This window comes from Actinomyces ruminis, assembly GCF_002154335.2.
Lineage (GTDB): Bacteria > Actinomycetota > Actinomycetes > Actinomycetales > Actinomycetaceae > Actinomyces > Actinomyces ruminis.
The window spans coordinates 17,257-42,002 of sequence record NZ_MTPX02000028.1 but is presented as its reverse complement, the minus strand read 5'-3'; the positions used below and the strand labels follow the sequence as shown (position 1 = coordinate 42,002).

Sequence of the window (24,746 nt, the reverse complement as noted above, 5' to 3'; positions counted from 1 at the left end):
GCCTCAGAACTCCGCGTCCCACGCCTTTTGGGCGTTGGCGAGCATGGTGTCGACGTCGATGTCGCCGCTGAGGTAGGTCTGGAACTGCTCGTCGAACTTGCGCATGAGCGTCTCGGAGACCGGCAGTCCGGTGAACTCGTTGGCGGGCGTGCCCGAACTCCAGATGTCGAAGGCCTGCTTGAACAGCTCGTCTTTCTCCACGTAGTCCGGTGTGGCCGTGCCGTTGCCCGGGAAGGCCTTGGCGTCGTCGGCGAGCACGGCGTTGATGTCTGCGGACATCAGGAACTCGACCAGCTTCCAGGCCTGCTCCGGGTGCTCGGTGGTGCCGGAGACGCCGATGCCCCAGGAGGCGTACGGCATGCCGCGGTCGCCGGTGTAGCCGCTCACCGCCGGCAGGGCGGAGATTCCGAAGTCGAGGTCCGGGTTGCCCTCACGGATGGTGTTCACGTGTGCGAGGGAGTCGATCATCATGCCGACGCGCGCGTTGGTGAAGTCCTCGACCTTGTCCTGCTCCTTCATGGTGAAGGCGCCCGGGGAGACGACGCCCGCGTCCCACAGGCCCTTGATGAACTCGCAGGCGCTCTTGACGTCCGCGTTGCCCTGCAGGTTCGGTCTGCCGTCCTCGGTGAGCATCGAGCCGCCGGAGGCCCAGACCCATGACATGACATCGTTCTGGATCCCGTTGGGAGCCTCCAACGACAGCGGCAGCGCCCAACCGGAGATGTCCCCGCCCGTGGCCGCGACGGCCTTCGCCGCGGCCACGAACTCCTCGCGCGTGGAGGGGATTTCCGAGACTCCGGCCTGCTTCAGCAGATCCATGTTGGCGAACATGGGGTAGACGAAGTTGACCACGGGGATCATGTAGGTCGCGCCGTCGATCTGGATCTGGCTGGCGAGCTCAGCGTCGTCGTATCCCTGCTCGGCCATGAGGGCGGTGAGGTCGGCGATCGCCCCCTGCTGGGCGAAGTCACTCACCCAGGCGCCGTCCAGGCCGACGACGTCCGGCATGGTGTGCGCCGCGGCCCCGGCGACCAGCTGCTCCTTGGTCGAGGCATAGGGCCCGGAGAGGAGCTCGACCTTGATCCCGGGATTGGCCTGCTCGAACTGGTCCATCAACGCCCGCAGCGCCCCGTCGGGGAGCTCGGGCTCCCACCACTGCGTGAACTCCAGCGTCACCTCCCCGCCGTCGCCCGCGCCGCCGGAACCACCACTGCACCCGGCCAGGCCGGCCGCCGCCAGTGCGGTCATGACGGCCGCCATCTGTCCGAATTCACGCCTACGCATCAGCATTGTTACTCCATCATCATTGACATGAGTTGCGACATCATGCGGGTTTCCGCTGTTTCCTGATGTCCGAGACAGAGACTAGTGCGACTTCTTGCGACTGTCTGCACTGATTGGGCAACGATGCCGTAACGCTTGGCTTGAAGTCGCATGTATGCCGCATAGACTTCTGCCATGAACGACGTCGTACCCCGCCTCCCTGGAGGGCGGAAGGCCGAGATCGCCGGCTACGTCAACCGGATGGGCCAGGTGACGGTGACGGCGCTGGCCGACCACTTCGGCGTCTCGGCCGACACCATCCGCCGCGACCTGGATCAACTCGACGCCGACGGCCTGCTCATCCGCGTGCACGGCGGCGCCATGTCCAACTCCGCCGTCCCCTGGCATGACACGAACCTGACCGACCGCGCACGCCTGCAGTCCTCGCAGAAGGAGCGCATCGGCAAGGTCGCCGCCGGGCTGGTGCAGGACGGCAACGTCCTGTTCATCAACGGGGGTACCACGGCACTGTCACTGGTCCACCACCTGACCGACAAGCGGGAACTGATCATCGCCACCAACAACCTGGCGCTGCCGGTGGAGATCAATCCGGAGGCGTGCCGGGATGTGTACGTCATCGGCGGACACGTCCGGCTCTCGGGGCGAGTCACCATCGGCCGGTCGCCTTCGCCTCCGCCATCTCCGGAGTGGAGAACGACATTCACGTCGACCTCGCCCTCATCGGCGTCGGCGCCGTCGACGTCGGCGGCTATTCCACCTCCAATCTGGACGAGGCCGCCATGCTCGGGCAGATGGCCGCCCGCGCCCGCCGTGTGGCCATCCTCGCCGACTCCACCAAGTTCGACCGTCGTCTCTTCGCGGCGATCGGCGAGCTTGCGATCGCCGACTACCTGATCACCAACGAGCAGCCGAGTGCCGAGCTCGCGGCCGCACTGAGTGCCAACTCGGTTCAGGTGCTCACCCCGGATACGCCCTATTGAAACTGAACCGGCGTCCGTGCCACGCTTGGTCGGGCCCCGCCCTGGGTCGAGGAGGAGTCAATGACCACGCTGACCACCCGCCAGCTCTTCGATGCGCAGGCCTGGAGCCTGCTCGCCTTCGGCAAGCGCTCCCGCATCGAGCACGGATTCGGGTGGTTGGACGACGACGGCAACATCGACGTCGGTCGCGGCGTGCACCTGTGGATCACCGGCCGCATGACCCACTGCTTCGCCCTGGGCCATCTCATGGGCGACCCGGACTGCGCAGCCCTGGCCGCACACGGCATCGCCCGTCTCCTGGACAGTCCACTGCACGATGCCTCAACCGGCGCCTGGTTCCGCGCCGTCGACATGGACGGCACACCTCTCCCGGGACCGCTACGCTCCTACGACCACAGCTTCGTCATCCTGGCCGCCGCCTCCGCGCTGCTGGCGGAGGTGCCGCGGGCACAGGAGCTACTGGATGCGGCCCTGCTCACCTTCGAGCGGCTGTGGTGGGACGAAGACGCCGGAATGGTGGTGGACGCTCGTAAGCGCGAGACCCTCGCCGTCGACCCCTACCGCGGGGCGAATGCGAACATGTACACGGTGGAGGCGCTGCTGGCGGCTTACTCGGCCACCCGTGAGCCATTGCACCTGCGACGGGCCGTGCGAATCACCAGTCGGATCGCGCAGGCGGTGGTCACCCACGCCTTCCGCCTGCCCGAGCACTTCGACTCCTCCTGGCGCGCCGTCCTCGACTACAACCGGGACCGCCCCACCGACGCCTTCCGCCCCTACGGGTCTGTGGTGGGGCACTGGCTGGAGTGGGCGCGGCTGATGGTTCAGTTACGCACCGCGTGCTCCGCCGCGGGCATCGGCTTCGACCCGCTGCTGGACAGCCTTCCGAAGCGCATGTACCGACAGGCGTTGCAGGAGGGGTGGGGCACGGACGGCAGTCAGGGCTTCGTGTACACGGTGGACTTTCACGGGCACCCCGTGGTCCGCGAGCGCCTGTCCTGGGTGCTGTGCGAGGGCATCAGCGCCGCGGAAACACTGCGACAGGCCACCGGGGACGACTCCTACGAGCATGACGTCGATATTTACGCCGCCTGGGCCCGAAAGCACCTGATTGAGGATCCCGGCCAGTGGCGCGAGGAACTCCACTCGGATGAGCGATCAATCTCGTCCACGTGGTCGGGCAAGCCCGACATCTACCACGCCCTCCAGGCGATGCTCGTCGGCCGCCTGCCGATCACCCCCTCCTTCGCCGAGGGCCTACTGCTGAGCGAGTCAGAGTCACGCGCACGCCGGTGAGCAGTCCGACGTCGTCGGCCGCCAGCACCAGCGCGCACAGGAAGGCCGCCATCGTGTGCGACCAGTAGGGCACTCGCATGCACAGCTGTGCTCGCCCCGAGCCGACGCGCGGCGAGCCCAACACCTCGTGGCGCAGCTCCCAGCCCGCGGCATCAGCCAGCAGAGACAGCAGCTCGTCGGCGGAGTCGAGTAAGACGCGCACTGCGTCATCCCGAGTCCCCTCCCGCACCTCCGTGGTGATCGTCACCGGCTTCATGGCAGCCTCGCCGTGCGCTGGCAGTCGCTCCGCAATGTAGGTGGCGAAGGAGTGGTCGTATGCGACCCGCTCCGAGAGGAATCGCAGCACCAGCCCCTGGAACGCGAATGGGCCAACGTCCCGGCAGGCGGCATAGGCACACTCGCAGATCAGACTGATGCTGCCGGGGGTCAGGTCCCGTGACACCCCGACCTGGAACCAGCCGACGGCGCCGTCACCAACGAAGTCATCCGCCGCTCCGGGCGGTCGGCCCCACCATCCCTCCTCGATGGCCAGCCCGGCGTAATCGGCCGGGGGTACCAGTGTCAGTCCCCGGATCGCCGCCTCACCGATCAGCGCGCCATAGGCGGCGTCGTCGGGCGGTGTGGCCACACCGGCGTCCTCGCGCGCCCCGAGCATGCTGATCACCAGTGACAACGGTAGCGACCGGACCATGGCTCGCAGTCTACGGATCCGCTCACCGCGGCTCGGCACGTCACCGTGAGTTAAGGGGCCCGAATTCGTGTCGGTGCCGCGCGATACCGTGGCAGCATGTACGAAGGCAATGGTGCTGAGCGGCGATCCGGCGGGGCGTCCCCGTCGGATCGGATGGTGCCGCCCGGCGCCGAGCGGGAGTCCGCGGCTCTGATCGAGCGTCTGGCGGAAGTGCCCGCAGGTGCAGAACTGGCGAGCCTGGTTGAGGGCCTGCTGGCCGGCATGCTGGTCCCCACCAATTCCGACGATGAGGCGGCCGACTCCGCCGCCGGAGAGGCCGCAGCAGACGCGCGCGCCGCGGATGCCGTTGGCGCCGCGGAGCTGGCCGGACTACTGGGGATTCCCGACACCGGCGAACTGTTCAACACCATCACGAGCCCGGCCGACCGCATCCTGGCGCAGACCTCCGCGCAGCAGGGCGTGGACTGGGGCCAAGGTACCGGCCTCGATCGCCTGGCCGCGCTGGGCGGGCAGGTGCTCAGCGAACTGGTGGCGGCATGCCACCGGCTGGTCTCCTGGGCGTCATGGTGCGAAAGTGCGGCGGCTGCCTGCCTTGCCCGCACGCCGGAGATGAACCGCGGTGCAGCCCCCTGGGGGCCGGGCGGGCGCCCCGAGTGTCTGGTGACCGAGGAGGAGCGGCGTTTCACCACCGGCGGTGAGATCGCCTGCCGACTCGGCACCACCCGTCAGGGCGCTTGTCGGATACTGGATCGAGGCGAGGCCCTGCTTCAGCCCGAGTTCGCGGCCACCGAGGCGCTGCACCGGGCCGGTCTGCTGGACGCAGGCAAGACCGCCCTGGTCGTTCGGCGCCTGGAGGGGACCGGTGCGGAGGTGTCGAGGGCGGTGCAGGAGCGGGTCCTGCCCCGCGCCTCCCGTAGAACGACGTCGCAGCTGGCCAAGGATATTGACCGCGCCCTGGCCGCGCTGGACCCCGACGGCGCCGGCAACCGCCGTAAGCGCAACCTGGCCCGCAGGCATGTCACGCGGCCCCGCCAGGCGGGCGAGGGCGTTCATGAAATGCGGTTGCTGTTGCCTAGCCTGGACGCGTTCCTGCTGGATGCGACTCTGGACGCCATCGCCGCGTCCGCCCGGGCAGCCGGAGATGAACGCTCCCCGGCGCAGCTACGGGCCGACGCCATCACCGGCATGACGCTGCGCACCCTGCAAGGCAGCCAGTACGCCGCCTGCCGGCTGCCCTTCACCGTCCCCGGGAGTGCGAGCACGAGCGGTGGAGCACCCGTGTCGACCGGCGCACAGCTGTTGCCCGACGGGGTGCCGTTAGCGGGGCTGTTGGCCGGGCTCAGCAGCCTGGTGGAGCCCGGCCGCCCGTGGTGGACGCCTCCGGGGTAGAGGCCGTCTTCCCGTCACCTGGGATCACCATCAATGTCGACGTCACCGTCCCCTTGGACCATCTGCTCCTTGACGGCGCTGGTACTGGTGTTGGCCCGCCGACCACCGCCAACGCCGCCGATCGGTCCGCATGTGCCGGAGCAAGACTAGAGGGGCGAAGTGTGCCCGAAATGCCCGCTACCGACGGGAGCAGTCTGCCCACTGCGGGTCGCGCAGACTCACCCACGCGCGCCGGGAGCAGTCTGCCCGCGGTTGGGGACGGTCATGGCCCTGTTCCTCTCACCGATGCGGCCGCGGGTGCCGCTCCTGCGGCGGCCGAAGTCACCATCGGCGTTAACAGCGTGGCGGTGCCCGCCGCCGTCGCCCGCGCCCTCGCCGCCGGGGGCGTCTGGCGCAGACTGGTCACCGACCCGGTTTCGGGGACCGTGCTCGACGTGGGCCGCACCCACTACCGGCCCCCGGCCTCCCTGCGCGAACTGGTGCAGGCCAGGGACAACTCCTGCACGTTCCCGGGCTGCACCATCCCCGCCACCCGTTGCGACACGGACCACATCCAACCCTGGGCCGACGGCGGGGCGACCAGCCTGACTAACCTCACCACCCTGTGCCAGGCCCACCACCGGCTCAAGCACACGCCCGGTTGGAGCCTCACGCGCACCGACGCCGGCGACCTGACCTGGTGTACTCCCACCGGGGCCCGCTACCGGCGCAGCCCGGACGGGGGCATCACCCTGCTGGCCCACAAGATCGGCCCTCGCCAGCTGAGCGTCCCCGCCCAACAGGTCCCCGCGCACCTGACCGCGGCCGTCGACGACGCCGTTGTGGGCCGCCTCCAGCACGGCCTCGACCTCAGTGCTCAGGCCGCCAACCGCTGTGGCGGACCCCCGCGGGTCACCAGCCGCGGTCCCCGGCCCGGCCAGCCCGTCGGTGCCTTCGAGACCACCGCCTACCCGCAGGCCCTGCACGACCTCGGCCTGGCGCCACTGCTCGACGAGATTCCGCCTTTTTAGCCGCTTTAGGTCAGGCGCCAAGTTCCTCGGCTACCAGCGCCATCTCCTCGTCCGCGCGGCGCCGCAGCTCCCGGTGCCGGGTCCAGGAGGCAAGGGAGGCCTCGGTGACCGCGTCGACCAGCAGCACCACGCCCGTGGTCAGCAGCCCGCGGTGTACCGCCCCGGTGCGGTCGCGGCGCCGCACCGCCGTGCCGACCAGCAGTCCACCAACCCGGCCTCCAGGGCAACGCCGGCGCGCATGAGCCAGGGCCGCTCGGTGACCACGCGGATGTAGGTCTGCCAGAAGGCTGAACCAGGAGCCTCCGGATCCTGCAGCATGAGCCCAACCGAACGCCCCACGGCGTTGGACAGGCCCCGCGGCTCGTGCACCACGGCGCCGGGCGCCTCCGTGGGCGCCAGCCGGCCGGTCAGCACCGAGGCCACCCAGTCGGGCAGGCCGAGTGCATCGATCAGGCAACCAGGCCGTCGATACCGGGCGTGGAGAAGGCCTCCGCCACTGCCTCCGCGTCGGCCCCGGGCACGGCCGCAGCCACCAGCGACACGTCGGTAGAGTCGGTGAGCATTTCGTCCACCAGGGCGCGCAGGGCCGGGCCCGGCTCGGCCACGCCGCCCCACACGTACTGCGACGTCATCCCCCAGGAGAAGACGGCGTCGTCCTCGCTCTCCCCGGTGGTGACGGCGCGCACCGCAATGTCCCGCGCGTCCACGGTCAACACCAGGGCCGGCAGGGATTCCTGATCCCAGCCGAAGGCGCCCAACTGATTGCCCTCGCCGGAGTACATGACGATGCGCCGGTCGAGCGCGGGCAAGGAGGTGACGGCCAGCGGCCGCTCCAGCAGAGTGGCCTGCAGCGGCACCATGTAGGCGCTAAGCGGGGAGACGACCACGGTGCGGGAGCAGTCCGGCGCCTCCGAGGTAACGGTCGGCAGGGCGACGTCGGCGGGCAGGGCGTTGAAGGAGGCCGGACCGATGGTGACGTCGCCGGAGAACTCGCGGGCGAGGGACTCCACCAGCTCGCTGATGCGAATCCCCGCCGTCACGCCGCCGCGGGACGGCGGGGTGACGGCTACGCGCCCGTCGGCGTCGGCCAGCAGGGTGAGAGACAGCAGGTGGGAGGTCGCCGGATACCACTCGAGGCGAGCAACCACCCGCTCCGCCGCCAGGCGCGCAGCAACCGCGTCCGGCTGGGTTCCGGGCACGACGAGCACTCCCTCAGTGCGGTTCCAGCGCTGTGCGGGGTCTTGAGCCATGAAGGCCTCCTAGTCGGATGGTGACGACCGTCGTCCGCCGGCCCGTCTACGCGACGGGCGGGGACACCACCATTGTGTCAGCATAGAGCCTCCCGGTCAGCCCGGGGAGCCCGGCCGGATCGCCCGGGGCTACTTGCCGGCCTCGGCCCGGCGGCGCAGCCGGTCAACCTCGTACAGGGCAATGCCGGTGGCGACGGCGGCATTGAGAGACTCCACCGTCCCGGCGATCGGGACGGAGACCAGCAGATCACAGGTCTCGCGCACGAGCCGCGACAGTCCGCTGCCCTCCGCGCCGGTGACCACCACCAGCGGAGAGTCCGCCAGATTCAACTCCTCCACCGGCGTGGTCGCCCGCCCGTCCAGGCCGACGACGAAGCAACCCTCCCGCTTGAGCGCCTGCAGGCTGCGCACCAGGTTCGTCTCCCGCGCGACCGGCACCCGCGCAGCGGCACCGGCAGACACCTTCCAGGCAGTGGCGTTCACACCCGCGGAGCGGCGCTCCGGCACGATCACACCGTCGACGCCGAAGGCCCCGGCCGAGCGCAGCACCGCCCCGAGGTTGTGGGGGTCGGTGACCTGGTCGAGCGCCACCAGCAGGGGGGTGTGCCCGGCGTCGCGGGCACGCTCCAGCAGGTCGCGGGCGAGCACGTACTCGTAGGCGGGCACCTCAATGGCAACCCCCTGGTGGGCGGCACCCTCGGTGAGGGCCTCCAGGTCGAGCTTGGTGGCCTCCACCACCGGTGCCCCAACCAGGGCAGCCCGCCGCACCACGGCGTTGAGGCGCTCATCGGATTGGGCGGAGGCCGCCATGAACACGCGGGCGATGGGCACGCGCGCGCGAGCCGCCTCCGCGACGGCGTTGCGGCCGCAGACGATCTCATGGTCCCCCGGCACGCCGAAGCGCCGTCTGGCCTCATCCAGGCGCCCGGCGTGCGTGTGCTGAGCGGCGCGGGACTCGGCCCGGGCCTTGGCGCGCGCCTTCGGGTGACCGACGCGGTCCTCTGCCTTGGGGGTGGGTCCCCGTCCCTCCAGGCCGCGGCGGCGCACCCCGCCGGAGCCCTTGAGCGGGCCCATCTTCTTGCCCTGCTTGCGCATGGCGCCGTGGCGCTGGTCGTTTCCCGGCATCGCGGGCCTCCTGTTCTGCGGTTGGCGGCCGACGGCCGCGATTATGAATGGTGTTGCGGGCCGGGCTTAGGACTCAGGCCAGGTGCCAGCGGGCTCCCGCCGCACTGTCCTCGACGACGACGCCGGCCGCGGACAGTTCGTCGCGCAACGCGTCCGCCTGCGCCCAGTCCTTGGCGGCACGGGCCTGTGCGCGCTGCTCCAGCAGCCCGGTCACCAGCCGGTCCAGGGCGCGCATGGCGGCGTCGTCCGCGCTGCCGCCGGCACCGAGCACGCGATCGCGCCAGGGCTCGGCGAGGGGGTCCAGGCCGAGCACGTCCAACTGGGCGCGCAGGTCCAGGGCCGCCTGGGACACGGCGTCGAGATCGGGGGTGGGCGCGGCCAGGGCCGTGTTGAGCGCCTTGAGGCTGGCGTGGACCACGGCCATGGCGCCGGCGAGGTTGAGATCATCATCCATGGCGGCGGCGTACTGCGCAGGCAGGTCCCGCGCGCGCACCGACTCGGCGGGGGCGTCAACCGGGCTCGGGCCGCCGTCGGCGGGGGCGGTGACCTCCAGCGCGCGCGCGATCGCTCCGGAGAGCCGCTCCCACAGGGCGGCGGCGTCGGCGAGGGTCTCCTCGGAGAACTCCACGGTGGAGCGGTGGTGGACGGTGCCCAGTGCCAGGCGCAGCACCGCCGGGTCGTAGCGCTTGAGCAGCTCGGAGACCACCAGCGAGTTGCCCAGCGACTTGCTCATCTTCTCGCCCTTGATGGTGACCCAGGCGTTGTGCACCCAGTGGCGGGCGAAACCCCAGCCGGCACCGTGCGACTGGGCCTGCTCATTCTCGTGGTGCGGGAAGCGCAGGTCGATGCCGCCCCCGTGGATGTCGAAGGACTCCCCCAGATACCGCCTGCTCATGGCCGAGCACTCCAGGTGCCAGCCGGGCCGGCCCCTGCCCCAGGGGGCGTCCCAGGCGGCGTCGGCCGGTTCGGTGGGCTTGGCTGCCTTCCACAGGGCGAAGTCGCGCGGGTCGCGCTTGTCCGCCTCCACGTCCGCATCGATCTGGGCATCGTCCTCGGTGGTGGCCAGGTCGTCGACGCTCTGGTTGGTTAGTGAGCCGTAGTCCGGTAGGGAACGCACGTCGAAGTAGACATTGCCCGTCTGACCGGTGTAGGCGTGCCCGGCGTCCAGCAACCGCTGCACCAGGTCGATCATCTCGGGGATATGGCCGGTGGCGCGCGGCTCGTAGGTGGGGGCCTGCACGCCGAGGGCCCGGTAGGCGGCGTCGAACTCGCGCTCGTGCCGCTGCGCCCACGCCCACCAGGGCACGGGCGGATCGGCGGCCGCCGACTTGGCCAGGATCTTGTCGTCGATGTCGGTGACGTTGCGGATCAGGATCACGTTCTGTCCGCAGCGGGTCAGCCAGCGGCGCAGCACGTCGAAGGCGATGGCGGAGCGCATGTGACCGATGTGCGGGGAGCCCTGGACCGTGGCACCACACAGGTAGATCGCCACCGTGCCGGGCGTGACGGTGGGCGCCAGAGGTACGACGGCCTGAGCGGCCGTGTCATACAGGCGCAGGTTCAGCGCGGGACGCGCGTCATTCGCGGAGGTGCTCACCCCCGCAGCCTAGCGGGTGCGGCAAGTCCGGCCGTGCTCGCCAGGTGGCGGCTAGGCCTGCGGCACCGGCCAGACCAGGGCAGAGGCGATGGCCGCCAGTCCCTCCTCACGGCCGAGGAAGCCCAGATGGTCGGTCGTCGTGGCCGAGAAGGTCACCCGGGCGCCGGCGGCGTCGCTCAAGGCGGCAGTGGCCTCCCCCATGCGATGGGCCACACGCGGGCGGGCACCGACCAGTTGAACGGCGACGTTCCCGATTTCGAAGCCGGCCTCGCGTACCCGCTTGGCGGTCTCGGCGAGCAGCGCGGCCCCGGCGGCGTTCTTCCACTCCGGCGCGTCCGTGCCGAAGTTGCTGCCCAGGTCTCCCAGGCCCGCGGCGGACAGCAGGGCGTCGCAGCAGGCGTGGGCGACGACGTCGCCGTCGGAATGCCCCGCCAGCCCGACCTCGTCGGGCCAGTTCAGGCAGGCCAACTGCATCGGGGTGCCGGAGTCCGGGTCGGCGAAGGCGTGCACATCGGTGCCGATGCCGGTGCGCGGTGCCCACTGGGCGATCTGCGCGCGGTAGGCGGCGGCATCGGCCGCGTGGCGGGCGGTGCGCCGCGCCGGAATCTCGCTCTCAGGTGCATCACTCATGCGCCACAGTCTGCCGCGTATTCCCTGGGGCCCGTGCAGGCTCCTCCGCCCCGCGCGTCGCGGGGAACACCCGCCGCCTTGACGAGACGGCGGGATACGGCCGGACAATGCGACCCGTGGTTCCCGCACGCACGTCCATCAGCACGCCCCCGGCTGCATCGGCCGGGTCGACGTCGCTGTGCCCGTTGCACGAGGCCGGCACCTGCCGCTCCTGCCCGCACATGTCGACGCCGCTGCCCGCGCAGCTGGCCCGCAAACAGGCCCGGATCGCCGCGCTGCTGTCCGCCGGCGCGAACCCCATCCCGGCCGGGGTGTGGGAGTCGCCGGCCGCGAGTGCGCCGCAGCGCTTCCGCAACAAGGCCAAGATGGTGGTCGCGGGGACGGCGCCCGACCCGATTCTGGGCATCCTCGGGCCGGGCGGACACGGCGTCGACCTGCGCACCTGCCCCCTGCACGTGCCCGAGATCGAGGCGGCACTGCCGGTGCTCGCGCGCACCATCACGGCGCTCGGGCTTACGCCCTACGACGTGTCGGCGCGGCGCGGCGAGCTCAAGCACGTGCTGGTGACGGCCTCCCCGGACGGGGACCTGATGGTGCGCTTCGTGCTGCGCAGCCGCCGGCACATGGCAGACCTGCGCGCGGCCCTGCCGGTTCTGCAGCGGGAACTGCCGACGCTGGCGGTGCTCAGCGCCAACATTCAGCCGGTGCACCAGGCGATCATCGAGGGACCGGAGGAGGTCGTGCTCACTGCGGACGACCGCCTGCTCATGCGGCTGCGTCTGCCGACTCCGGGCACACGTGAGCTGCCCCTGTATTTACCGACGCGCTCCTTCTTCCAGACCAACACCGCCATCGCCGAGCAGCTGTACGCGACCGCCCGCGACTGGGCTGATGCCGCGCTTTCCGGCCCGGCCCGGGTGTGGGACCTGTTCTGCGGGGTCGGCGGCTTCGCCCTCGCGTTGGCAGGACCGAGCCGAAGCGTGCTCGGGGTAGAGGTCTCGGCCTCGGCGATCGACGGCGCCCGGGCCAGTGCTCGGTTGATGCGCCTGCCCGAGGAGCGGGTACGGTTCGAGGCCGGGGACGCCGCGGTGCTGGACCCGGGAGCCGGAGCGATGCCGGACCTGCTGGTGGTCAATCCGCCGCGGCGCGGCATCGGCGCGGAGCTGGCCGCACGTATTGAGGCCTCGGGGGTGGAGCGGGTGCTGTACTCCTCGTGCAACCCGGAGAGCCTGGCGAAGGACCTGGAGCAGATGCCGTCGCTGCGCGTGCAGCGGGCACGGCTGTTCGACATGTTTCCCCACACCGATCACGCCGAGGTCCTAGTTTCCCTCCGCCGAGACCGGTAGATGCGACCTATCTGGGCACACCTACCCATGGACCTGTGCTGCCATGTCACGTAGCCTCGCGGCATGGCGAGCAACGGCGCTTCATCCAGTCCATCCGCATCGGTCGGTCCCGCAGCCCCTGCCTGCCCGGCCCAGGCTCCGACCGCTCATGGCCTGTCTCGCCGCCGGGCGCTGGCCCTTCCGCCCGCCATCGCCGCCCTGGCGGCCCTGGGCGGCTGCGGCATACTCGGCAGCTCCGCCCAGGCCCAGGCCTACGACACCGACGCCACCCACCGTGAAATCCCCCTTGAAGACGCCCCGGCCGCACCGGACGCCGTCGCCGCCTGCGCCGCTCTGAGCGAAGCCCTGCTGCGCTTCCGCCTGCGAGAGGAGCCCGCCAACAACGCCCTGACCTGCCCGGTCGGAATGGCCCTGGCCATCGCCCTGCTCTACGCCGCTCCGACACCCCCGCCGACGGTGTGAACGCCCTACTCGGAGTCGTCGGCAGCGATGACTCAAGCGCGACAAGCACCGGCGACGCCGACCCGACCGCCGCCTCCCCCGCCGCGAATGCGGGCACCATTCGCGACACCACCTGGTCGGCGCTGCAGAACGAACTGCTCGTCTACTACGAACCCGATGAGAAGGCCCTGGACAACTTCAATCCCAAGATGATTCCAGAGCCCCCACTGCTGCACATCGCCAACCGGGTGCTGCTGGTTGGAGACAACCCCGGCGTGGAGCAGTCCTATCTGGATGCCGCCCGCGAGTGGTATGCCGCCACCACCGAACACTCCACCCAGGACCGTGCCAAGGCCACCCTGGACGCCTGGGCCGAACACCACACCGGCGGGCTGATCAAGTCCTCCGGCATCGAGATCACCGAGGACACACGGCTTGTCCTGCAAAACGCCCTGCTGTTCGCCGCAAAATGGGCCTCGCCCTTCGACGCGAACGACACCACCGAGCAGGACTTCACCCTGGCGGACGGCTCAACCGTCACCGCCCGGCTCATGCACGAGGACTTCTTCCTCCCGTACGTGCAGGGCGAGGCTGGCAGGCCGTGCGCCTGCAGTACGCCGAGGGCAGCGGTCGAACGGTTTTGGACGTGATCCTGCCCGACGCCGGAACCACCCCGGCAGACCTGCCCGCAGGTACCTGGGAGCAAGCCTCGGCGGCTCTGGAGACCGAGGCCTTCGAGGAGCAGCAAGAGGTGCGACTCGCCCTGCCCACCTTCGACCTGCAACCCGGCCCCGTGAACCTGCTCGCCTTCCTGGAGGCCCAAGGCATTGAGCTGGACCATCTGGAGCACATCGGGGAGGGGCTGTCCGTAGACCAGGCGGTGCAGCAGGTCCGGCTCATGGTGGGCGAGGAGGGCACCGTGGCCGGGGCGCTCACGGAAGTCGACGTCGCCGTCGCCGCGCCAGCTGAGGTGAACCAGCCGGTGGAATTCACCGTGGACCATCCCTTCGCGCTGCGCGTCTTCGACCAGATCACCGGACTGGTACTGATTGAGGGCGTAATCATGGACCCGACCGCCGAGTAATCGCCGCGCCCCGTACGTCACCAACCGCTACGCTCTTCCTGGAAGCCCACCCCACCCGGACAGGAGAAGTAATGAGCGTCGACGTCGTCAGCCAGTCCACCCCCGAACTCGTTGAGGCGATGGAGCGCCTCATCCCCCAGCTGTCCCGCAGCGCCCCGGCCCTGACCGCCGAGCAGTGCGAGGCATTGGTCGCACAGCCAGGCGTGTACCTGTTCGCCTTCCGCCCCGACACCCCGCTCGCCGACGGCTCCACCCCCATCCTGGGGATGCTGACCCTGGCGACCTTCACCATCCCCACCGGGCTGCGCGCCTGGGTAGAGGACGTCGTCGTCGACGGCGATGCGCGCGGCCAGGGTGCCGGTCAGGCCCTGGTGGAGGCCGCGGTCGCCTACGCCCAGTCGCTGGGTGCCCGCACCGTCGATCTCACCTCGCGTCCCAGCCGGGAGGCGGCCAACCGCCTGTACCGTCGCGCCGGCTTCAAGCTGCGCGAGACAAACGTGTACCGCTTCTCCGGAGAGTGATCCGTACCGGCAGTCGCGGCGACGGCAACGGGCTCAGGGCTCGGCCCACAGCAGCAGATGCGGCGTCACGGCCTTAAGGTCCGGGACGACGACGAGCCCGGGGTCGGCCGGGAAGTGCTTGTGCCCGCCGATCTGGATCACCCGCAGATCGTTGGAGCGGGCCGAGGCGGCGCCGGTGGCGGAGTCCTCGACGACGACGCACTGGTCGGCGCTTAGTCCCAGCAGGTCCATGCCGGCGGCGTAGGGAGCCTGGTCGGGTTTGCCGGGCAGGCCGTCGTCGCCGGTTATCAGGCCGGCGAACACGTCGCCCAGCGCGTGGGCGACCGCCTCGACGATCGGCCGCGGCGACTGGGTGACGATCACCTGCGCCAGCCCCACCTCCAGCAGCGTCTGGGTGATTTCCCGGGCGCCTGGCACCAGCGGCGGATCGGCTCGAACGGCCGCCTCGACGTCGGCCGCCATGCCGGTGAAGATCGCTGCGGCCGCCGGGTCGTCGGGTCCGGAGGCCGCTCCGGTGGCGGCGATCAGTTCGTGGGTGCGGCGGATGGAGGCGCCCTCCAGGGCGGCGACCTGCGCGTCGGTGACGGTGCCGCCGGCCGCCTCGCAGCGACGACGGAAGGCCTCATCCCAGAAGGCTGGGAGTTGATGAGCGTGCCGTCCATGTCCCACAGGACGCCGCGCACGTAGCGGCCGACGTTATTCATTGCTTGCCTCCGGGGTTGCGCCCACCGCGGCCCTTGCGCCGGTCCCGCTTGGCACGCTTGTCCTTCTCCGCGCGCGCCCACTCGATCCGCTCCCCCAACCAGGCGCGGGTGTCCGGGGTGAGCATCTTGTTGTCCTCCAGCATGCCGCCGGCGCGCAGCTCGGTGAAGTCGAGGTATTCGGGATTGCGGGTGCGCACGTATTGGCGTTCGGCTTCCTTCAGGTCGGCGGCGTCCCGAGCAACCTGCCGCTCGATCATTTGCCGCCCCAGCAGCAGGAAGATGGCCAGCACCAGCGCCACGATGCTGCCGTACCCCTTAGTCGGCGCGTACAGCAGTGCCGCGAGGACGGACAGCCCGATGGCGGGACCCATCATGCCGTAGGTGTAGCCCTCGGAGCGGCCGTCGTGACCGCGGGCCCAGGCGCGAAGCTTGGCCCGCCCGTCCGGGTCGCCGCCGTTGAACCAGTCGCGCACCCGCCCGCCGACGCCGCTCACCGTCCTGCCTCCTCGAGCAGCCCATCGATCAGCTCGGCCATGGAACCCACCGACCGCTCACAGGCGGCGACGACGTCGGGCGGGGACCAGGGCAGGCAGATGGCGTGGTCAGCGACGGCGTGCATGGGGATGTCGTTCCAGGAGTCGCCGACACTCCAGGTCTCGATCCGCTCGCCCGGCAGTGGCCCGTCGGCGCCGGTGAGCGTGTCCACCAGGTCGATCAGGCCGGCGCCCTTAGTGGCCCCGGCGGGGATGACGTCGAGGAACTCCTGATTGCGCACTACCTCGATCTGATCCGCCCAGCGCTCGGTGAGGTCGGCGACGATGCGCTCGCGCACGGCGTCGTCGCGCACCCGCATGGGCACACCGATGAAGCGATGATCCGGCATCTCCTCCAGGTCCATGGGCAGGAAGATCTCCAGGATCGGGGAGGTCTCGTGGTAGGTGTCGGACAGGATGTGGTCGGCCTCCATGGTGGTGGCGAAAACCGTGAGCCCGTCGACGCCCTGCAGAAAACTGGCGATCTCGTGCGCGACACCGTCGGGCAGGTAGCGCGCGGAGAGGACCCGATAGTCGCCGTCGATCAGCACGGCGCCGGTGAAGGTAACGGCGTAGTCGAAGTCGAGGCCGACGGGGGTGAGGGTGTTGCGGGTGGCGAAGACGGACTTACCGGTGTCGACCACGAGCAAGTTGCCGGCATCCCGCCAGCGCTGCATGGCGTCCAGGTCGGCGTCCGAGACGCGCCGGTCGAACAGGACCGTGCCGTCCAGGTCGGTGGCGATGAGTTGGCGCACTACTGCTCCTGCCAGGCCGAGTTATGTGCTGGGTAACAGCTTACTGACTGCGGGCGGGAAGCGCGCCGGGACTCGGGAGAGAATGAATTGAAGTGGGACGGCCGCTCAGCCGAAGATGACGCGGATGAGTGCCGCCACCAGCAGCGCGGCACCGCCGGCGGCTTCGATGACGCCCCAGTACTGCACGGGGATCCAGAACATGGTGTGCCGGTTGCGCAGGGCCTGTTCCGCCTGGGACCGCCGCTGCGCGACGAGGTAGCCGACCTGCTGCTGCGCCTCGGCGGCGCTGCTCGGTGCGGGGGTCCCGGGCGCCGCCTGGAAGGCGCCGGCCTGCACCCGGTTGTATAGCTCCTGCTCATAGGCACGCACGTGATGCTTCGCCTTCTCGGCCGGGCCCGTCACGTTGATTCGTTGTCCCACGAACCAGCCGATGACGCCGAAGATCAGGAAGCCGATGCCCATGCAGAGCATGGTCACCGACTCCTCCTCTGAGAAGGCCGATGCCACGGCGGCGCCGCCTCCGCCACCCAGGACCAGAAACAAAGCGGCGAGTATGCCGCCGCCACGCCAAATGATCATGCGGCTACGCTAGCCGAACTACCCAAACAGTCACAACTCGGTCACAGACAAGACGTCGAGGTCGACCGAAGTGTGCAACTTCGACCGACCTCGACGGTTGTCTCTACCGATCTCGGCGGGTGGGGCTAGAGGCCGAGCCAGCCGGTCCAGGCCCCGAGGATGCCAATGGCGAACATGCCGAGGATGATCCACAGGGCGTTGATCTTCTTGTTCAGCAGCCACATGCACAAGAAGGTCAGCCCCAGGGCGGCGACGCCGGGCAGCAACTGATCGAGGATGTCCTGCAGGGTGGTCTGGGTGACGGTGCCGTCGTCCGCGGTCACCGAGGAGATCACCCCGGGGAAATTGATCGTCGTCCACTTGGCCACCAGAGCGCCCATGACGAACAGACCGGTGATGGCGGCGATCTGGGTGATGCGCTTGAGTTGGCCGCCGCCGACCTCGCTAACCATCGCGGTGCCGCGCTCATAGCCCCACTTCAGGCCGTACCAGCGCACCAGGATGCGAATGATATTGATGCCGAGGAAGTAGATGAGCGGGCCAAGCCACGCACTGCCCGAGCCGGTGAGGGCCAAGGAGGCGCCCAGGGCACCGAGCACGGGCCGGACAGTGCCCCAGAAGATGGGGTCACCGACGCCGGCTAGCGGGCCCATGAGGCCGACCTTGACGTTGGTGATGGTGTCATCACCGATGTCCTCGCCCTTGGCGCGCTGCTCCTCCATGGCGGCGGTGACGCCGAAGACCACCGAGGAGATCCAGGGGTGGGTGTTGTAGAACTCCAGGTGCCGCTTGAGGGCGGCCGCCTGCTCGGTCTTGTTGGACGGGTAGAACTTCCGGATCGCCGGCATGAGGGTGATGCAGAAGCCCATGGCCTGCATGCGCTCGAAGTTGAAGGAGCCCAGCAGGAACGTAGAGCGCCAGTACATGCTCCGCAGGTCGCGGTCGGTGAGCATGCGGCCGGTGTCAGCAGCGGCGTCGATTTCAGTGGACATGGTCGTGTTTCCTTCCCTGTTCCTTGCCGCGGTCAGTCGAGCTCATCGTCGAGTTCGTCGTCCAGGTCATCGTCCAGACCGCCGGAGCCGCCGCCCACGGCCGCGGGGGCGGGACGCGGCAACTGGACCGACTCGTGGAAGTCGGGGTTGAGCTGCACGTAGATGAAAGCGAGGCACACGCCCATGATGCCCAGGGCGACCAGAGTGATGCCGGTGTCCAGAGTCGTCATGGACTGGGCCACGATGAAGCCGATGAAGAAGAACGGCATGAGCTTGCGCGCCCGCATCATGTTGATGACCATGGCGTATCCGACGACGACGATGAACCCGCCGGCGATCTGCAGGCCCTCGGTGACGACGTCGGGTATCAGCCCCAGCGCGCGCGCCACGGCGTCACCCGATGCGACGGCGGCGACGGCTGCGGTGGGGATGGCCACGCGCAGGCCCTGCAGGGAAAGTGCGATAAAGTGCATGATCTGAATGCCCCGCATATTGCCGTCTTCCGCGAAGCGGTCGGCCTGGTGGGCGAAGAACACGTTGACGGTACGCACGAAGATGGTCAGGGCCTGGCCGGCGACGGCCAGGGGGACGGCGACGGCGATGGCCTCCTCGTGGGTCTGGCCGCCGGCGATGGCGATGACGGTGGAGATGGTGGAGGCCAGTGCGGCGTCGGGCGCCATGGCGGCGCCGACGTTCATCCAGCCGAGCTGAGCAGCTCAAGCTGCCGCCGACCATGATGCCGGTGGTCGGATCGCCCAGGGCGAGCCCGGTGAGGGTACAGGCGATGATGGGTCGATAGAACATGCGTTCGTCCAGCACCGAGTCGCAACCGGCGAGGAAGGCCACGAGGGTCACGAGGATGATCTGGACAGCACCGATTTCATGCATGAGAGTGCTTCCTGGTGGGGATGGATGAGGGGAGAGATCAGCTGACGAAGCCCTTGGACTTCAGCGTTTCCATGAGGCCGGTGCGCCCGGAGGAGGGGACCTGCTGGATGTACTGGGTAATGCCGCGGGAGTCGATCTCCTGGAAGTTCTTGACATCCTCGTCGGAGACGTAGACGGCCTGGGACAGGGCCTTGGTGCCCTGCTTGAAGGTCATGCCGCCGACGTTGACCTCATCGGCCTTGATGCCCAGGTCGAGCAGGCGCACGATGTCGGCCGGGGTCTCCACGACGATGACGGCCTTGAGGTTCTCGTACTTGGGGTTCTTGTAGACGCGGGCACCTTGGCGACGGTCAGCACGTGGACCTTGACCTTGCCGCCGCCGGTCTGGAGCATGAGCGTCTTGCGCAGCTCGTCGTTGGCGGCGCGTCGGAGACGGCGAGGATGGCCTCGGCCCCCAGGGCGCCGGCCCAGTTGTTGGCGACCTGGCCGTGGACCAGGCGGGAATCGATGCGCAGGAGCTTGATGTCCATCAGAGCTCGTCTCCTTCGTCGTCGTCGGAATCGGTGGTGGTGGGTGGGGTGAAGATCTCGGACAGGACCTTGACGCCGCCAGCGCCCGAGGTCTTGGCGACCTCGATCAACTCGGCCAGGTCGCCGCCGGCCAGGCGGCGCCCCAGGACCTCGATGAGCATGGGCAGGTTCACCCCGGTGACGACGTCGGCGTCGTCGCGGGTGGCGGCGAAGCGGGCGGCAGCGTTGTAGGGGCTGCCGCCGAGCAGGTCCACAAGGATGAGGTACTGGCCCGAGGCGGAGGAGTCGACGGCATCGGCGTATTTGGCCAACAGGTCGTCCGGTCCTTCACCGGGATCAAAACTGATGGGTACGACGTCATCCTGCGGACCGGCGATCATGGCGGCGGAGTTGAGCAACCCCTCCGCCAAATGACCGTGGGCCGCAACGATTACTGCGACTGATGACTGCAAGGGCGGACTCCTGCCAGTGAGGCACCGCGGGGACGGTGCTGCGCGGATACTGCGGCCATAGCGACGGCGTCACGTCGGTGGCCGACAAGCAGTCACCGGCCACAAAAGTGACGATCGTCTATGACTTAGCACACACTAGCACCCTGCCGCCCTCAAATCTCGGGAACGTTGCGTTCAATCTCGGCCAACCACGGGCCGGCGTTGGCGTCGGAGGGCATGCGCCAGTCGCCGCGCGGAGACAGAGTGCCGCCGCCGACCACCTTGGGGCCGTTGGGCAGCGTCGAGCGCTTGAACTGGCTGGAGAAGAAGCGCCGGAAGAAGACCAGTTCCCACTTGCGGATGTCGGCCAGGCTGTAGGCGACCCTCTCCTCCTCCGGCAGTCCGGCCGGCCACTGGCCCACGGCCGGGTCGGCCCAGGCCTTCTCCGCCAGGAAGGCGATGCGGGAGGGGCGCTCGCCGCGACGCAGCACGTGCCACAGGGTGAAGTCCTGCAACGCATAGGGACCGATGCGCGCCTGCGTGGACTGGATCGGCTCACCGGCACTGGCCGGCACCAGTTCGGGGCTGATCTCGGTGTTCAGCACGGCCAGCAGCACCTGACTGGCCTCGTCGGAGAAGAGCTTCTCGGACACCACCCAACGAATCAGGTGCTGGATGAGCGTCTTGGGCACGCCCGCATTGACGCCGTAGTGAGCCATCTGGTCGCCCACCCCGAAGGTGCACCAGCCCAGGGCCAGCTCGGACAGGTCGCCGGTGCCCAGCACGATGCCGCCGCGGGCGCCGGCGATGCGGAACAGGAAGTCGGTGCGTAGCCCGGCCTGCACGTTCTCGAAGGTGACGTCATAGACCTCCCGGCCGCGCTCGCCGCGCCCGTAGGGGTGGTCCATGGCGGTGAGCATCTGCTCGGCGACGGGCCGGATGTCCAGCTCCTCCACATGGCAGCCGAGCGCGTCGGCCAGGGCGAGGGCGTTGTGCTTGGTGGCGGCGGAGGTGGCGAAGCCGGGCATGGTGATGGCGTGGATGTCGGTGCGCGGGCGGCCGAGCCGGTCCATGGCGCGCGCGGCGACGATGAGGGCATGGGTGGAGTCCAGGCCGCCGGAGACGCCGATGATGATCTTGGGGTTGCCGATGGCGCGAAGCCGCTGCTCCAGGGCGGCCACCTGGATGTTGTAGGCCTCGTAGCAGTCCTGGGCCAGGCGGTCGGGGTCGTTGGGAACGAAGGGGAAGCGGCTGACCTCACGGCGCAGCCCGATGTCGGTGCGGGGCGCGGTCAGCGCGTCCCGCGGGATGCACACCGCGCGGAAGGCGTCGGGATTGGTGGGGGCCGCGCCACCGCGGGCGAAGGTGCGGCGGTTGTCGTCAAAGGTGCCCTGGCGCAAACGCTCGGCACGCAGACCCTCCAGGTCGACGTCGACGATCGTGGCGCGCGGGCAGTCGGGGAAGCGCTCGGTCTTGCCCAACAGGGTGCCGTTCTCGTAGACGAAGGTCTGCCCATCCCAGGCCAGGTCGGTGGAGGACTCGCCCTGCCCCGCGGCGGCGTATACGTAGGCGGCCAGGTCCCGGGCGCTGGAGGCGCGGGCCATTAGGCGGCGTTGCTCGGCGCGGCCCACGGTGACCGGGGAGCCGGAGATGTTGACCAGCACGGTGGCGCCGGCCAGAGCCGCCATGGACGACGGCGGTACCGGCACCCACATGTCCTCGCAAATCTCTACGTGAAAGACCAGCCCGGGCACGTCCTCCACGGAGAAGAGCAGGTCCGCCCCGAGCGGCACGCTCACGCCGTCGGCATCGGGGCCGACACCGGGCAGGCGGACAGTGGTGGGCAGATTGCCAACTCCGGCGGCAAAGTGCCGGGACTCGTAGAACTCGCGGTAGGTGGGCAGGTATGACTTGGGGGCGATGCCGCGCACCGCCCCTCCCTGGATGACGACGGCGCAGTTGAGCAGTCGGTCGCCCACGCGCAGGGGGGCACCGACGACGAGTGCCGGCAAGAGATCGGCGCTCGCAGCGCGGATGGTTTCGAGTGCGGCCAGCACGTTGGCGGTCAGCAAGTCGTCCAGGAGCAGATCGTCGATGGAGTAGCCGGTCAGGGTCAGCTCGGGGAAGGCCGCCAGAACCACGCCGTCGGCGGCGAGGGCGCGGGCCTGCTCCACCACAGCGGTCGCATTGGCGGCGGGATCACCCATGCTCACCGGCAGGGTTACGGCGGCCACCCGCGCAAAGCCCTGGTCGTAGGCGGAGTGGAAGACGAAATCGGGATGCGCGTCCGCGCGGGGATCGGCGGGGCCAGTGCTGTCGGTGCGCTCCGGGTTGCTCATGCCCCGATCCTGGCACAGCGCGACTCACAGTGTCCGTAGGACAGCCTGTGTGCCATCTGCTGAGCGACGGGGTGAACCCCGGAGTTCCGCGCGCATCCGGCTCCGGCTGGCACACCCCCAGCCAACCGCAACCCATCCGTTACCGGACTCCCGCAGAATTCCGGGCTTTCCTGGATGGATTAACCACGCGGGACGGCATATGATTACGCATGTCGGAACGCTCGCGGCATCGAGGAGGTTCAGGGACTCCGATGACGTGCCGGTGCGTTTGGGGTTGACGCGTTTCAGGGACCGCGCCCCCAAAGTCCGACCGAGGCCCCGCGCCGATGGCGCGGGGCCTCTTTTTTCGCCCTGGCGGCTCGAGGGTGAGTTATCGCGCGTTATCGGCGCGAACGTGGTGCTCCAGACCGGCGTGTCGCGGGGATTCCCACTGCCGACCTCCCCTGTTTGGACCGCGAAAGTCTGTTTGGACCGCTTTCCTCTGTTTGGACCGCGAAAGTCTGTTTGGACCGCTGTTGCATGCCGCGTGGGCGGTCCAAACCGACGTAGGGGGTCCAAACCGACGTGGACGGTCCAAACTCGGGGTGGTTCGGCGTCTGTCCACAGTCGATGCGCGCCTGGAAGCACGTCCGGCTGGGCGGGAGCGGGCGGTCCAGCATCAGGCGACGCGGCGGCCAATGCCCGTGATGTTCATCCGCCGCTGGGCGTGTAGTGGTGGTGTGGCCAGGCTTCCCTCTCATCGCGGTCCGGCGGGGCGTGTTCAATGGTCTGTATAAGCCCTGATTGACAGAAGCGACGGTCCGCGAGATCAGAGAGGCTCTGCTGCCTGGGTGCAGAGCGATTGTGTGGGGCGTCCTTGGCCCGGCACCTGGCAAATCAGCACAGGCCCCTGGCGGACTCCACGTAACGGCGGATCATCGGGACGGGCGGTGCGAGCACCGGTCGCGAAAACAGCCGACGCACTCCTCAAGATCGCGTTGGCCCGTCCCGACCCGCGGCCCTCCTCCAGACCCTTTGAATGCAATCAGCGACGCTCGTGGTGATCCCGGACCGTGCTCCCCGGCCCACTTCCGCCCGCCGCACCCACGTACGCAGAACTAGCCCAGCTCGCCGACGGATCCACTTGATCGCTCCCCATCAACCTCGCTGCGTCAGCCAGAGCCTCCAACGTCATCCTCATCGCCCGATCCCTCAACCCCAGCAGGAGCTTCCCCTGCCCCATGCGCAGTGATCCTTCCTATCCAGGACACAACAGCCGGCTATCGGCTGAGTCTTGGATGTTTGGGGTTGGTGTGAGTTCTGGTGGTTTGTGGTGTTCGGGCGTTCTGGCGGATTTGCTGGGCGTGGGTGTTGATGGCGGTCTTGATGTCCTCGGGGGTGCGTTTGCGGGCGGCGCGTGGTTTGCGTAGGGCAGCGGAGTTCTCGGGGTCCCGGCCGGGTCTGGATGTCGGCGGGGAGGGCTGCAGGGTTGGCGCGTCGTGGGTGAGCTGCCGCTGAGGCGGAGTGGTTGTCTGCGTTTGCGTGTCGGTGGGTCGTGGTTGCCAGGGGGTGGTGTTGTTGGCGATGTCGGTGGCGACCTTGGTGGGGGTCCAGGGCGGTGCTCTGGGACTGGTTGACGTCTTCTGAGTCTGAGAGCGGGGCTCCAACGCCGCCTGGCCAGTGCGCAGCTGCTTGGCCAGTTCGGGACTGTCTGTGAGTACTGCCCGTATCAGGATGCGTACGCCAGCGCGCTGCTCGGCGGGGACGGCTAGGGCTGCTTGTTCGAGTGCGGTGGCCATGGGCTTGCCCTGGGAGCCGATGGAGGAGTTGACCGGCCCATGCCCCATCGACGGGTAGCCATCCGCACTCAACCCCGGCTGCGAAGGACCGAACGTCACCTGATCCGACTCATGCAACACCACCAGCGCATCATTGATCTCGGCCGTCTTGGCACGCGCATCCTTCTTTGAGAACTGGTATTTGTCCCGCAGTTCGCGCATAACGTCTTTCATGAAGTCCTTGCGGGCTTTCCTGACAGACTCGGACGTGGGCTCGCGGCCTTGTTCCCGGTAGGTGCGTATGCCTTCGAGTAGGCGCTGGGCGGACAGGAGTGACAGGGCTGAGAGCTGGCGGTCCAGCTGGCGGGTGAACTCCTGGAGCAGCGCCCGGGTGCCGGGCCTGTGCCCGGTGTGGAAGAAGACCTCCACCGGCGTGCTCGAGTGCCAGGGCAGCGGACTGGCCGGGGCGGCCGCGCTGCCTTCCCACACCAGCACGTCCCTGCCCCCGGCACGACCCGGCGTGAACATATCCGCAGCCACCAAGCCCGGGACGGCGTTGTTGGCAGGGCTGGGGTTGTTGGGGTGTGGGGGCAT

Annotated in this window: 22 protein-coding genes and 4 pseudogenes; 10 read left to right on the top strand and 16 right to left on the bottom strand. The window is 69.2% G+C overall.

Annotated elements, in window-relative coordinates:
* Positions 1-3: 3 nt before the first annotated feature.
* Positions 4-1,284: an ABC transporter substrate-binding protein gene (locus BW737_RS04335; protein WP_257210461.1), complete on the bottom strand. Its 1,281-nt coding sequence runs from the start codon at positions 1,282-1,284 to the stop codon at positions 4-6.
* 174 nt (positions 1,285-1,458) lie between these two features.
* Here BW737_RS04335 and BW737_RS17685 point away from each other — a divergent pair.
* The 3 genes and pseudogenes from BW737_RS17685 to BW737_RS04325 all read left to right on the top strand — a co-directional run.
* Positions 1,459-1,884, top strand: a pseudogene (locus BW737_RS17685) (DeoR/GlpR family DNA-binding transcription regulator); the annotation flags it as partial.
* Positions 1,881-2,264 carry a DeoR/GlpR family DNA-binding transcription regulator gene (locus BW737_RS17680; RefSeq protein ID WP_338063863.1) on the top strand — a complete coding sequence of 128 codons (384 nt, stop codon included), beginning with the start codon at positions 1,881-1,883 and terminating at the stop codon, positions 2,262-2,264. The pseudogene BW737_RS17685 and the gene BW737_RS17680, both read left to right, overlap by 4 nt.
* Before the next feature lie 60 nt (positions 2,265-2,324).
* Positions 2,325-3,560, top strand: coding sequence for an AGE family epimerase/isomerase (locus BW737_RS04325; RefSeq protein ID WP_086615053.1), 1,236 nt, complete (start codon positions 2,325-2,327; stop codon positions 3,558-3,560).
* On the opposite strand, the gene BW737_RS04320 is transcribed toward BW737_RS04325, so the two are convergent.
* Positions 3,499-4,251: a hypothetical protein gene (locus BW737_RS04320; RefSeq protein WP_086615054.1), complete on the bottom strand. Its 753-nt coding sequence runs from the start codon at positions 4,249-4,251 to the stop codon at positions 3,499-3,501. The two genes, BW737_RS04325 and BW737_RS04320, sit on opposite strands and share 62 nt — an antisense overlap.
* A 96-nt stretch (positions 4,252-4,347) precedes the next feature.
* On the opposite strand from BW737_RS04320, the gene BW737_RS17675 reads away from it, so the two are divergent.
* Positions 4,348-5,640, top strand: a complete 1,293-nt coding sequence (locus BW737_RS17675) for a DUF222 domain-containing protein (RefSeq protein ID WP_143233266.1) — start codon at positions 4,348-4,350, stop codon at positions 5,638-5,640.
* On the top strand, positions 5,619-6,650 hold the full coding sequence (locus BW737_RS17670; RefSeq protein WP_257210459.1) for an HNH endonuclease signature motif containing protein: 1,032 nt from the start codon (positions 5,619-5,621) through the stop codon (positions 6,648-6,650). The genes BW737_RS17675 and BW737_RS17670 overlap by 22 nt, the downstream gene beginning before the upstream one ends.
* 10 nt (positions 6,651-6,660) lie before the next feature.
* On the opposite strand, the pseudogene BW737_RS04305 reads toward BW737_RS17670, so the two are convergent.
* From BW737_RS04305 to ispF, 4 genes and pseudogenes are all read right to left on the bottom strand, one after another.
* Positions 6,661-7,900: pseudogene (locus BW737_RS04305) on the bottom strand (hypothetical protein).
* A gap of 129 nt (positions 7,901-8,029) precedes the next feature.
* Positions 8,030-9,025: a 23S rRNA (guanosine(2251)-2'-O)-methyltransferase RlmB gene (gene rlmB, locus BW737_RS04300; RefSeq protein WP_086615056.1), complete on the bottom strand. Its 996-nt coding sequence runs from the start codon at positions 9,023-9,025 to the stop codon at positions 8,030-8,032.
* 73 nt (positions 9,026-9,098) lie between these two features.
* Positions 9,099-10,622: a cysteine--tRNA ligase gene (cysS, locus tag BW737_RS04295; RefSeq protein ID WP_086615057.1), complete on the bottom strand. Its 1,524-nt coding sequence runs from the start codon at positions 10,620-10,622 to the stop codon at positions 9,099-9,101.
* Positions 10,623-10,673: 51 nt separating this feature from the next.
* Positions 10,674-11,252, bottom strand: a complete 579-nt coding sequence (ispF, locus tag BW737_RS04290) for a 2-C-methyl-D-erythritol 2,4-cyclodiphosphate synthase (protein ID WP_086615058.1) — start codon at positions 11,250-11,252, stop codon at positions 10,674-10,676.
* Between the two features lie 221 nt (positions 11,253-11,473).
* Between ispF and BW737_RS04285 the strand changes: the two genes are divergently transcribed.
* The 5 genes from BW737_RS04285 (at position 11,474) to BW737_RS04265 (ending at position 14,644) form a co-directional block, all read left to right on the top strand.
* Positions 11,474-12,598 carry a methyltransferase domain-containing protein gene (locus BW737_RS04285; protein ID WP_257210473.1) on the top strand — a complete coding sequence of 375 codons (1,125 nt, stop codon included), beginning with the start codon at positions 11,474-11,476 and terminating at the stop codon, positions 12,596-12,598.
* 63 nt (positions 12,599-12,661) lie between these two features.
* The gene (locus BW737_RS04280; protein WP_086615060.1) at positions 12,662-13,060 is read left to right on the top strand and encodes a hypothetical protein; all 399 of its coding nucleotides are present in this window, start codon (positions 12,662-12,664) and stop codon (positions 13,058-13,060) included.
* Entirely contained in the window at positions 13,057-13,689 is a 633-nt protein-coding gene (locus tag BW737_RS04275) for a serpin family protein (RefSeq protein ID WP_086615061.1), read from the top strand. Before BW737_RS04280 ends, BW737_RS04275 begins: the two co-directional genes overlap by 4 nt.
* A complete protein-coding gene (locus BW737_RS04270; protein WP_257210458.1) occupies positions 13,686-14,123 on the top strand; it encodes a serpin family protein in 438 nt (145 codons plus the stop codon). The genes BW737_RS04275 and BW737_RS04270 overlap by 4 nt, the downstream gene beginning before the upstream one ends.
* 71 nt (positions 14,124-14,194) lie before the next feature.
* Positions 14,195-14,644, top strand: a complete 450-nt coding sequence (locus BW737_RS04265) for a GNAT family N-acetyltransferase (RefSeq protein ID WP_086615063.1) — start codon at positions 14,195-14,197, stop codon at positions 14,642-14,644.
* A 33-nt stretch (positions 14,645-14,677) separates the two neighbouring features.
* Here BW737_RS04265 and BW737_RS04260 read toward each other — a convergent pair whose 3' ends face one another.
* From BW737_RS04260 to BW737_RS04210, 10 genes and pseudogenes are all read right to left on the bottom strand, one after another.
* Positions 14,678-15,313 (bottom strand): HAD family hydrolase, encoded by a 636-nt coding sequence (locus BW737_RS04260; protein ID WP_338063860.1) that lies wholly within the window; start codon positions 15,311-15,313, stop codon positions 14,678-14,680.
* 31 nt (positions 15,314-15,344) lie between these two features.
* Positions 15,345-15,842 carry a hypothetical protein gene (locus tag BW737_RS04255; protein ID WP_086615064.1) on the bottom strand — a complete coding sequence of 166 codons (498 nt, stop codon included), beginning with the start codon at positions 15,840-15,842 and terminating at the stop codon, positions 15,345-15,347.
* Positions 15,839-16,636, bottom strand: a complete 798-nt coding sequence (locus tag BW737_RS04250; RefSeq protein WP_086615065.1) for an HAD-IIB family hydrolase — start codon at positions 16,634-16,636, stop codon at positions 15,839-15,841. The genes BW737_RS04255 and BW737_RS04250 overlap by 4 nt, the downstream gene beginning before the upstream one ends.
* 105 nt (positions 16,637-16,741) lie before the next feature.
* Positions 16,742-17,215 (bottom strand): hypothetical protein, encoded by a 474-nt coding sequence (locus BW737_RS04245; protein ID WP_086615066.1) that lies wholly within the window; start codon positions 17,213-17,215, stop codon positions 16,742-16,744.
* 125 nt (positions 17,216-17,340) lie between these two features.
* A complete protein-coding gene (locus BW737_RS04240; protein ID WP_086615067.1) occupies positions 17,341-18,207 on the bottom strand; it encodes a PTS system mannose/fructose/sorbose family transporter subunit IID in 867 nt (288 codons plus the stop codon).
* Between the two features lie 32 nt (positions 18,208-18,239).
* A pseudogene (locus BW737_RS04235) lies at positions 18,240-19,095 on the bottom strand (PTS mannose/fructose/sorbose transporter subunit IIC).
* A 37-nt stretch (positions 19,096-19,132) separates the two neighbouring features.
* Positions 19,133-19,625 (bottom strand): annotated as a pseudogene (locus BW737_RS19405) (PTS sugar transporter subunit IIB).
* Positions 19,625-20,077 carry a PTS sugar transporter subunit IIA gene (locus BW737_RS04225; RefSeq protein WP_086615068.1) on the bottom strand — a complete coding sequence of 151 codons (453 nt, stop codon included), beginning with the start codon at positions 20,075-20,077 and terminating at the stop codon, positions 19,625-19,627. The pseudogene BW737_RS19405 and the gene BW737_RS04225 overlap by 1 nt, the downstream one beginning before the upstream one ends.
* A gap of 152 nt (positions 20,078-20,229) precedes the next feature.
* The gene (locus BW737_RS04220) at positions 20,230-22,395 is read right to left on the bottom strand and encodes an NAD(+) synthase (protein ID WP_086615069.1); all 2,166 of its coding nucleotides are present in this window, start codon (positions 22,393-22,395) and stop codon (positions 20,230-20,232) included.
* Between the two features lie 1,259 nt (positions 22,396-23,654).
* Positions 23,655-24,746 carry a polymorphic toxin type 15 domain-containing protein gene (locus BW737_RS04210; protein WP_086615071.1) on the bottom strand — a complete coding sequence of 364 codons (1,092 nt, stop codon included), beginning with the start codon at positions 24,744-24,746 and terminating at the stop codon, positions 23,655-23,657.

Bases quoted from the DNA above. Each gene is read 5' to 3' on its own strand.
- BW737_RS04335 (WP_257210461.1), bottom strand. From the start codon at position 1,284: ATGCGTAGGCGTGAATTCGGACAGATGGCGGCCGTCATGACCGCACTG.
- BW737_RS04325 (WP_086615053.1), top strand. From the start codon at position 2,325: ATGACCACGCTGACCACCCGCCAGCTCTTCGATGCGCAGGCCTGGAGC.
- BW737_RS04320 (WP_086615054.1), bottom strand. From the start codon at position 4,251: ATGGTCCGGTCGCTACCGTTGTCACTGGTGATCAGCATGCTCGGGGCG.
- BW737_RS17675 (WP_143233266.1), top strand. From the start codon at position 4,348: ATGTACGAAGGCAATGGTGCTGAGCGGCGATCCGGCGGGGCGTCCCCG.
- rlmB (WP_086615056.1), bottom strand. From the start codon at position 9,025: ATGCCGGGAAACGACCAGCGCCACGGCGCCATGCGCAAGCAGGGCAAG.
- ispF (WP_086615058.1), bottom strand. From the start codon at position 11,252: ATGAGTGATGCACCTGAGAGCGAGATTCCGGCGCGGCGCACCGCCCGC.
- BW737_RS04285 (WP_257210473.1), top strand. From the start codon at position 11,474: ATGTCGACGCCGCTGCCCGCGCAGCTGGCCCGCAAACAGGCCCGGATC.
- BW737_RS04280 (WP_086615060.1), top strand. From the start codon at position 12,662: ATGGCGAGCAACGGCGCTTCATCCAGTCCATCCGCATCGGTCGGTCCC.
- BW737_RS04265 (WP_086615063.1), top strand. From the start codon at position 14,195: ATGAGCGTCGACGTCGTCAGCCAGTCCACCCCCGAACTCGTTGAGGCG.
- BW737_RS04245 (WP_086615066.1), bottom strand. From the start codon at position 17,215: ATGATCATTTGGCGTGGCGGCGGCATACTCGCCGCTTTGTTTCTGGTC.
- BW737_RS04240 (WP_086615067.1), bottom strand. From the start codon at position 18,207: ATGTCCACTGAAATCGACGCCGCTGCTGACACCGGCCGCATGCTCACC.
- BW737_RS04220 (WP_086615069.1), bottom strand. From the start codon at position 22,395: ATGAGCAACCCGGAGCGCACCGACAGCACTGGCCCCGCCGATCCCCGC.
- BW737_RS04210 (WP_086615071.1), bottom strand. From the start codon at position 24,746: ATGCCCCCACACCCCAACAACCCCAGCCCTGCCAACAACGCCGTCCCG.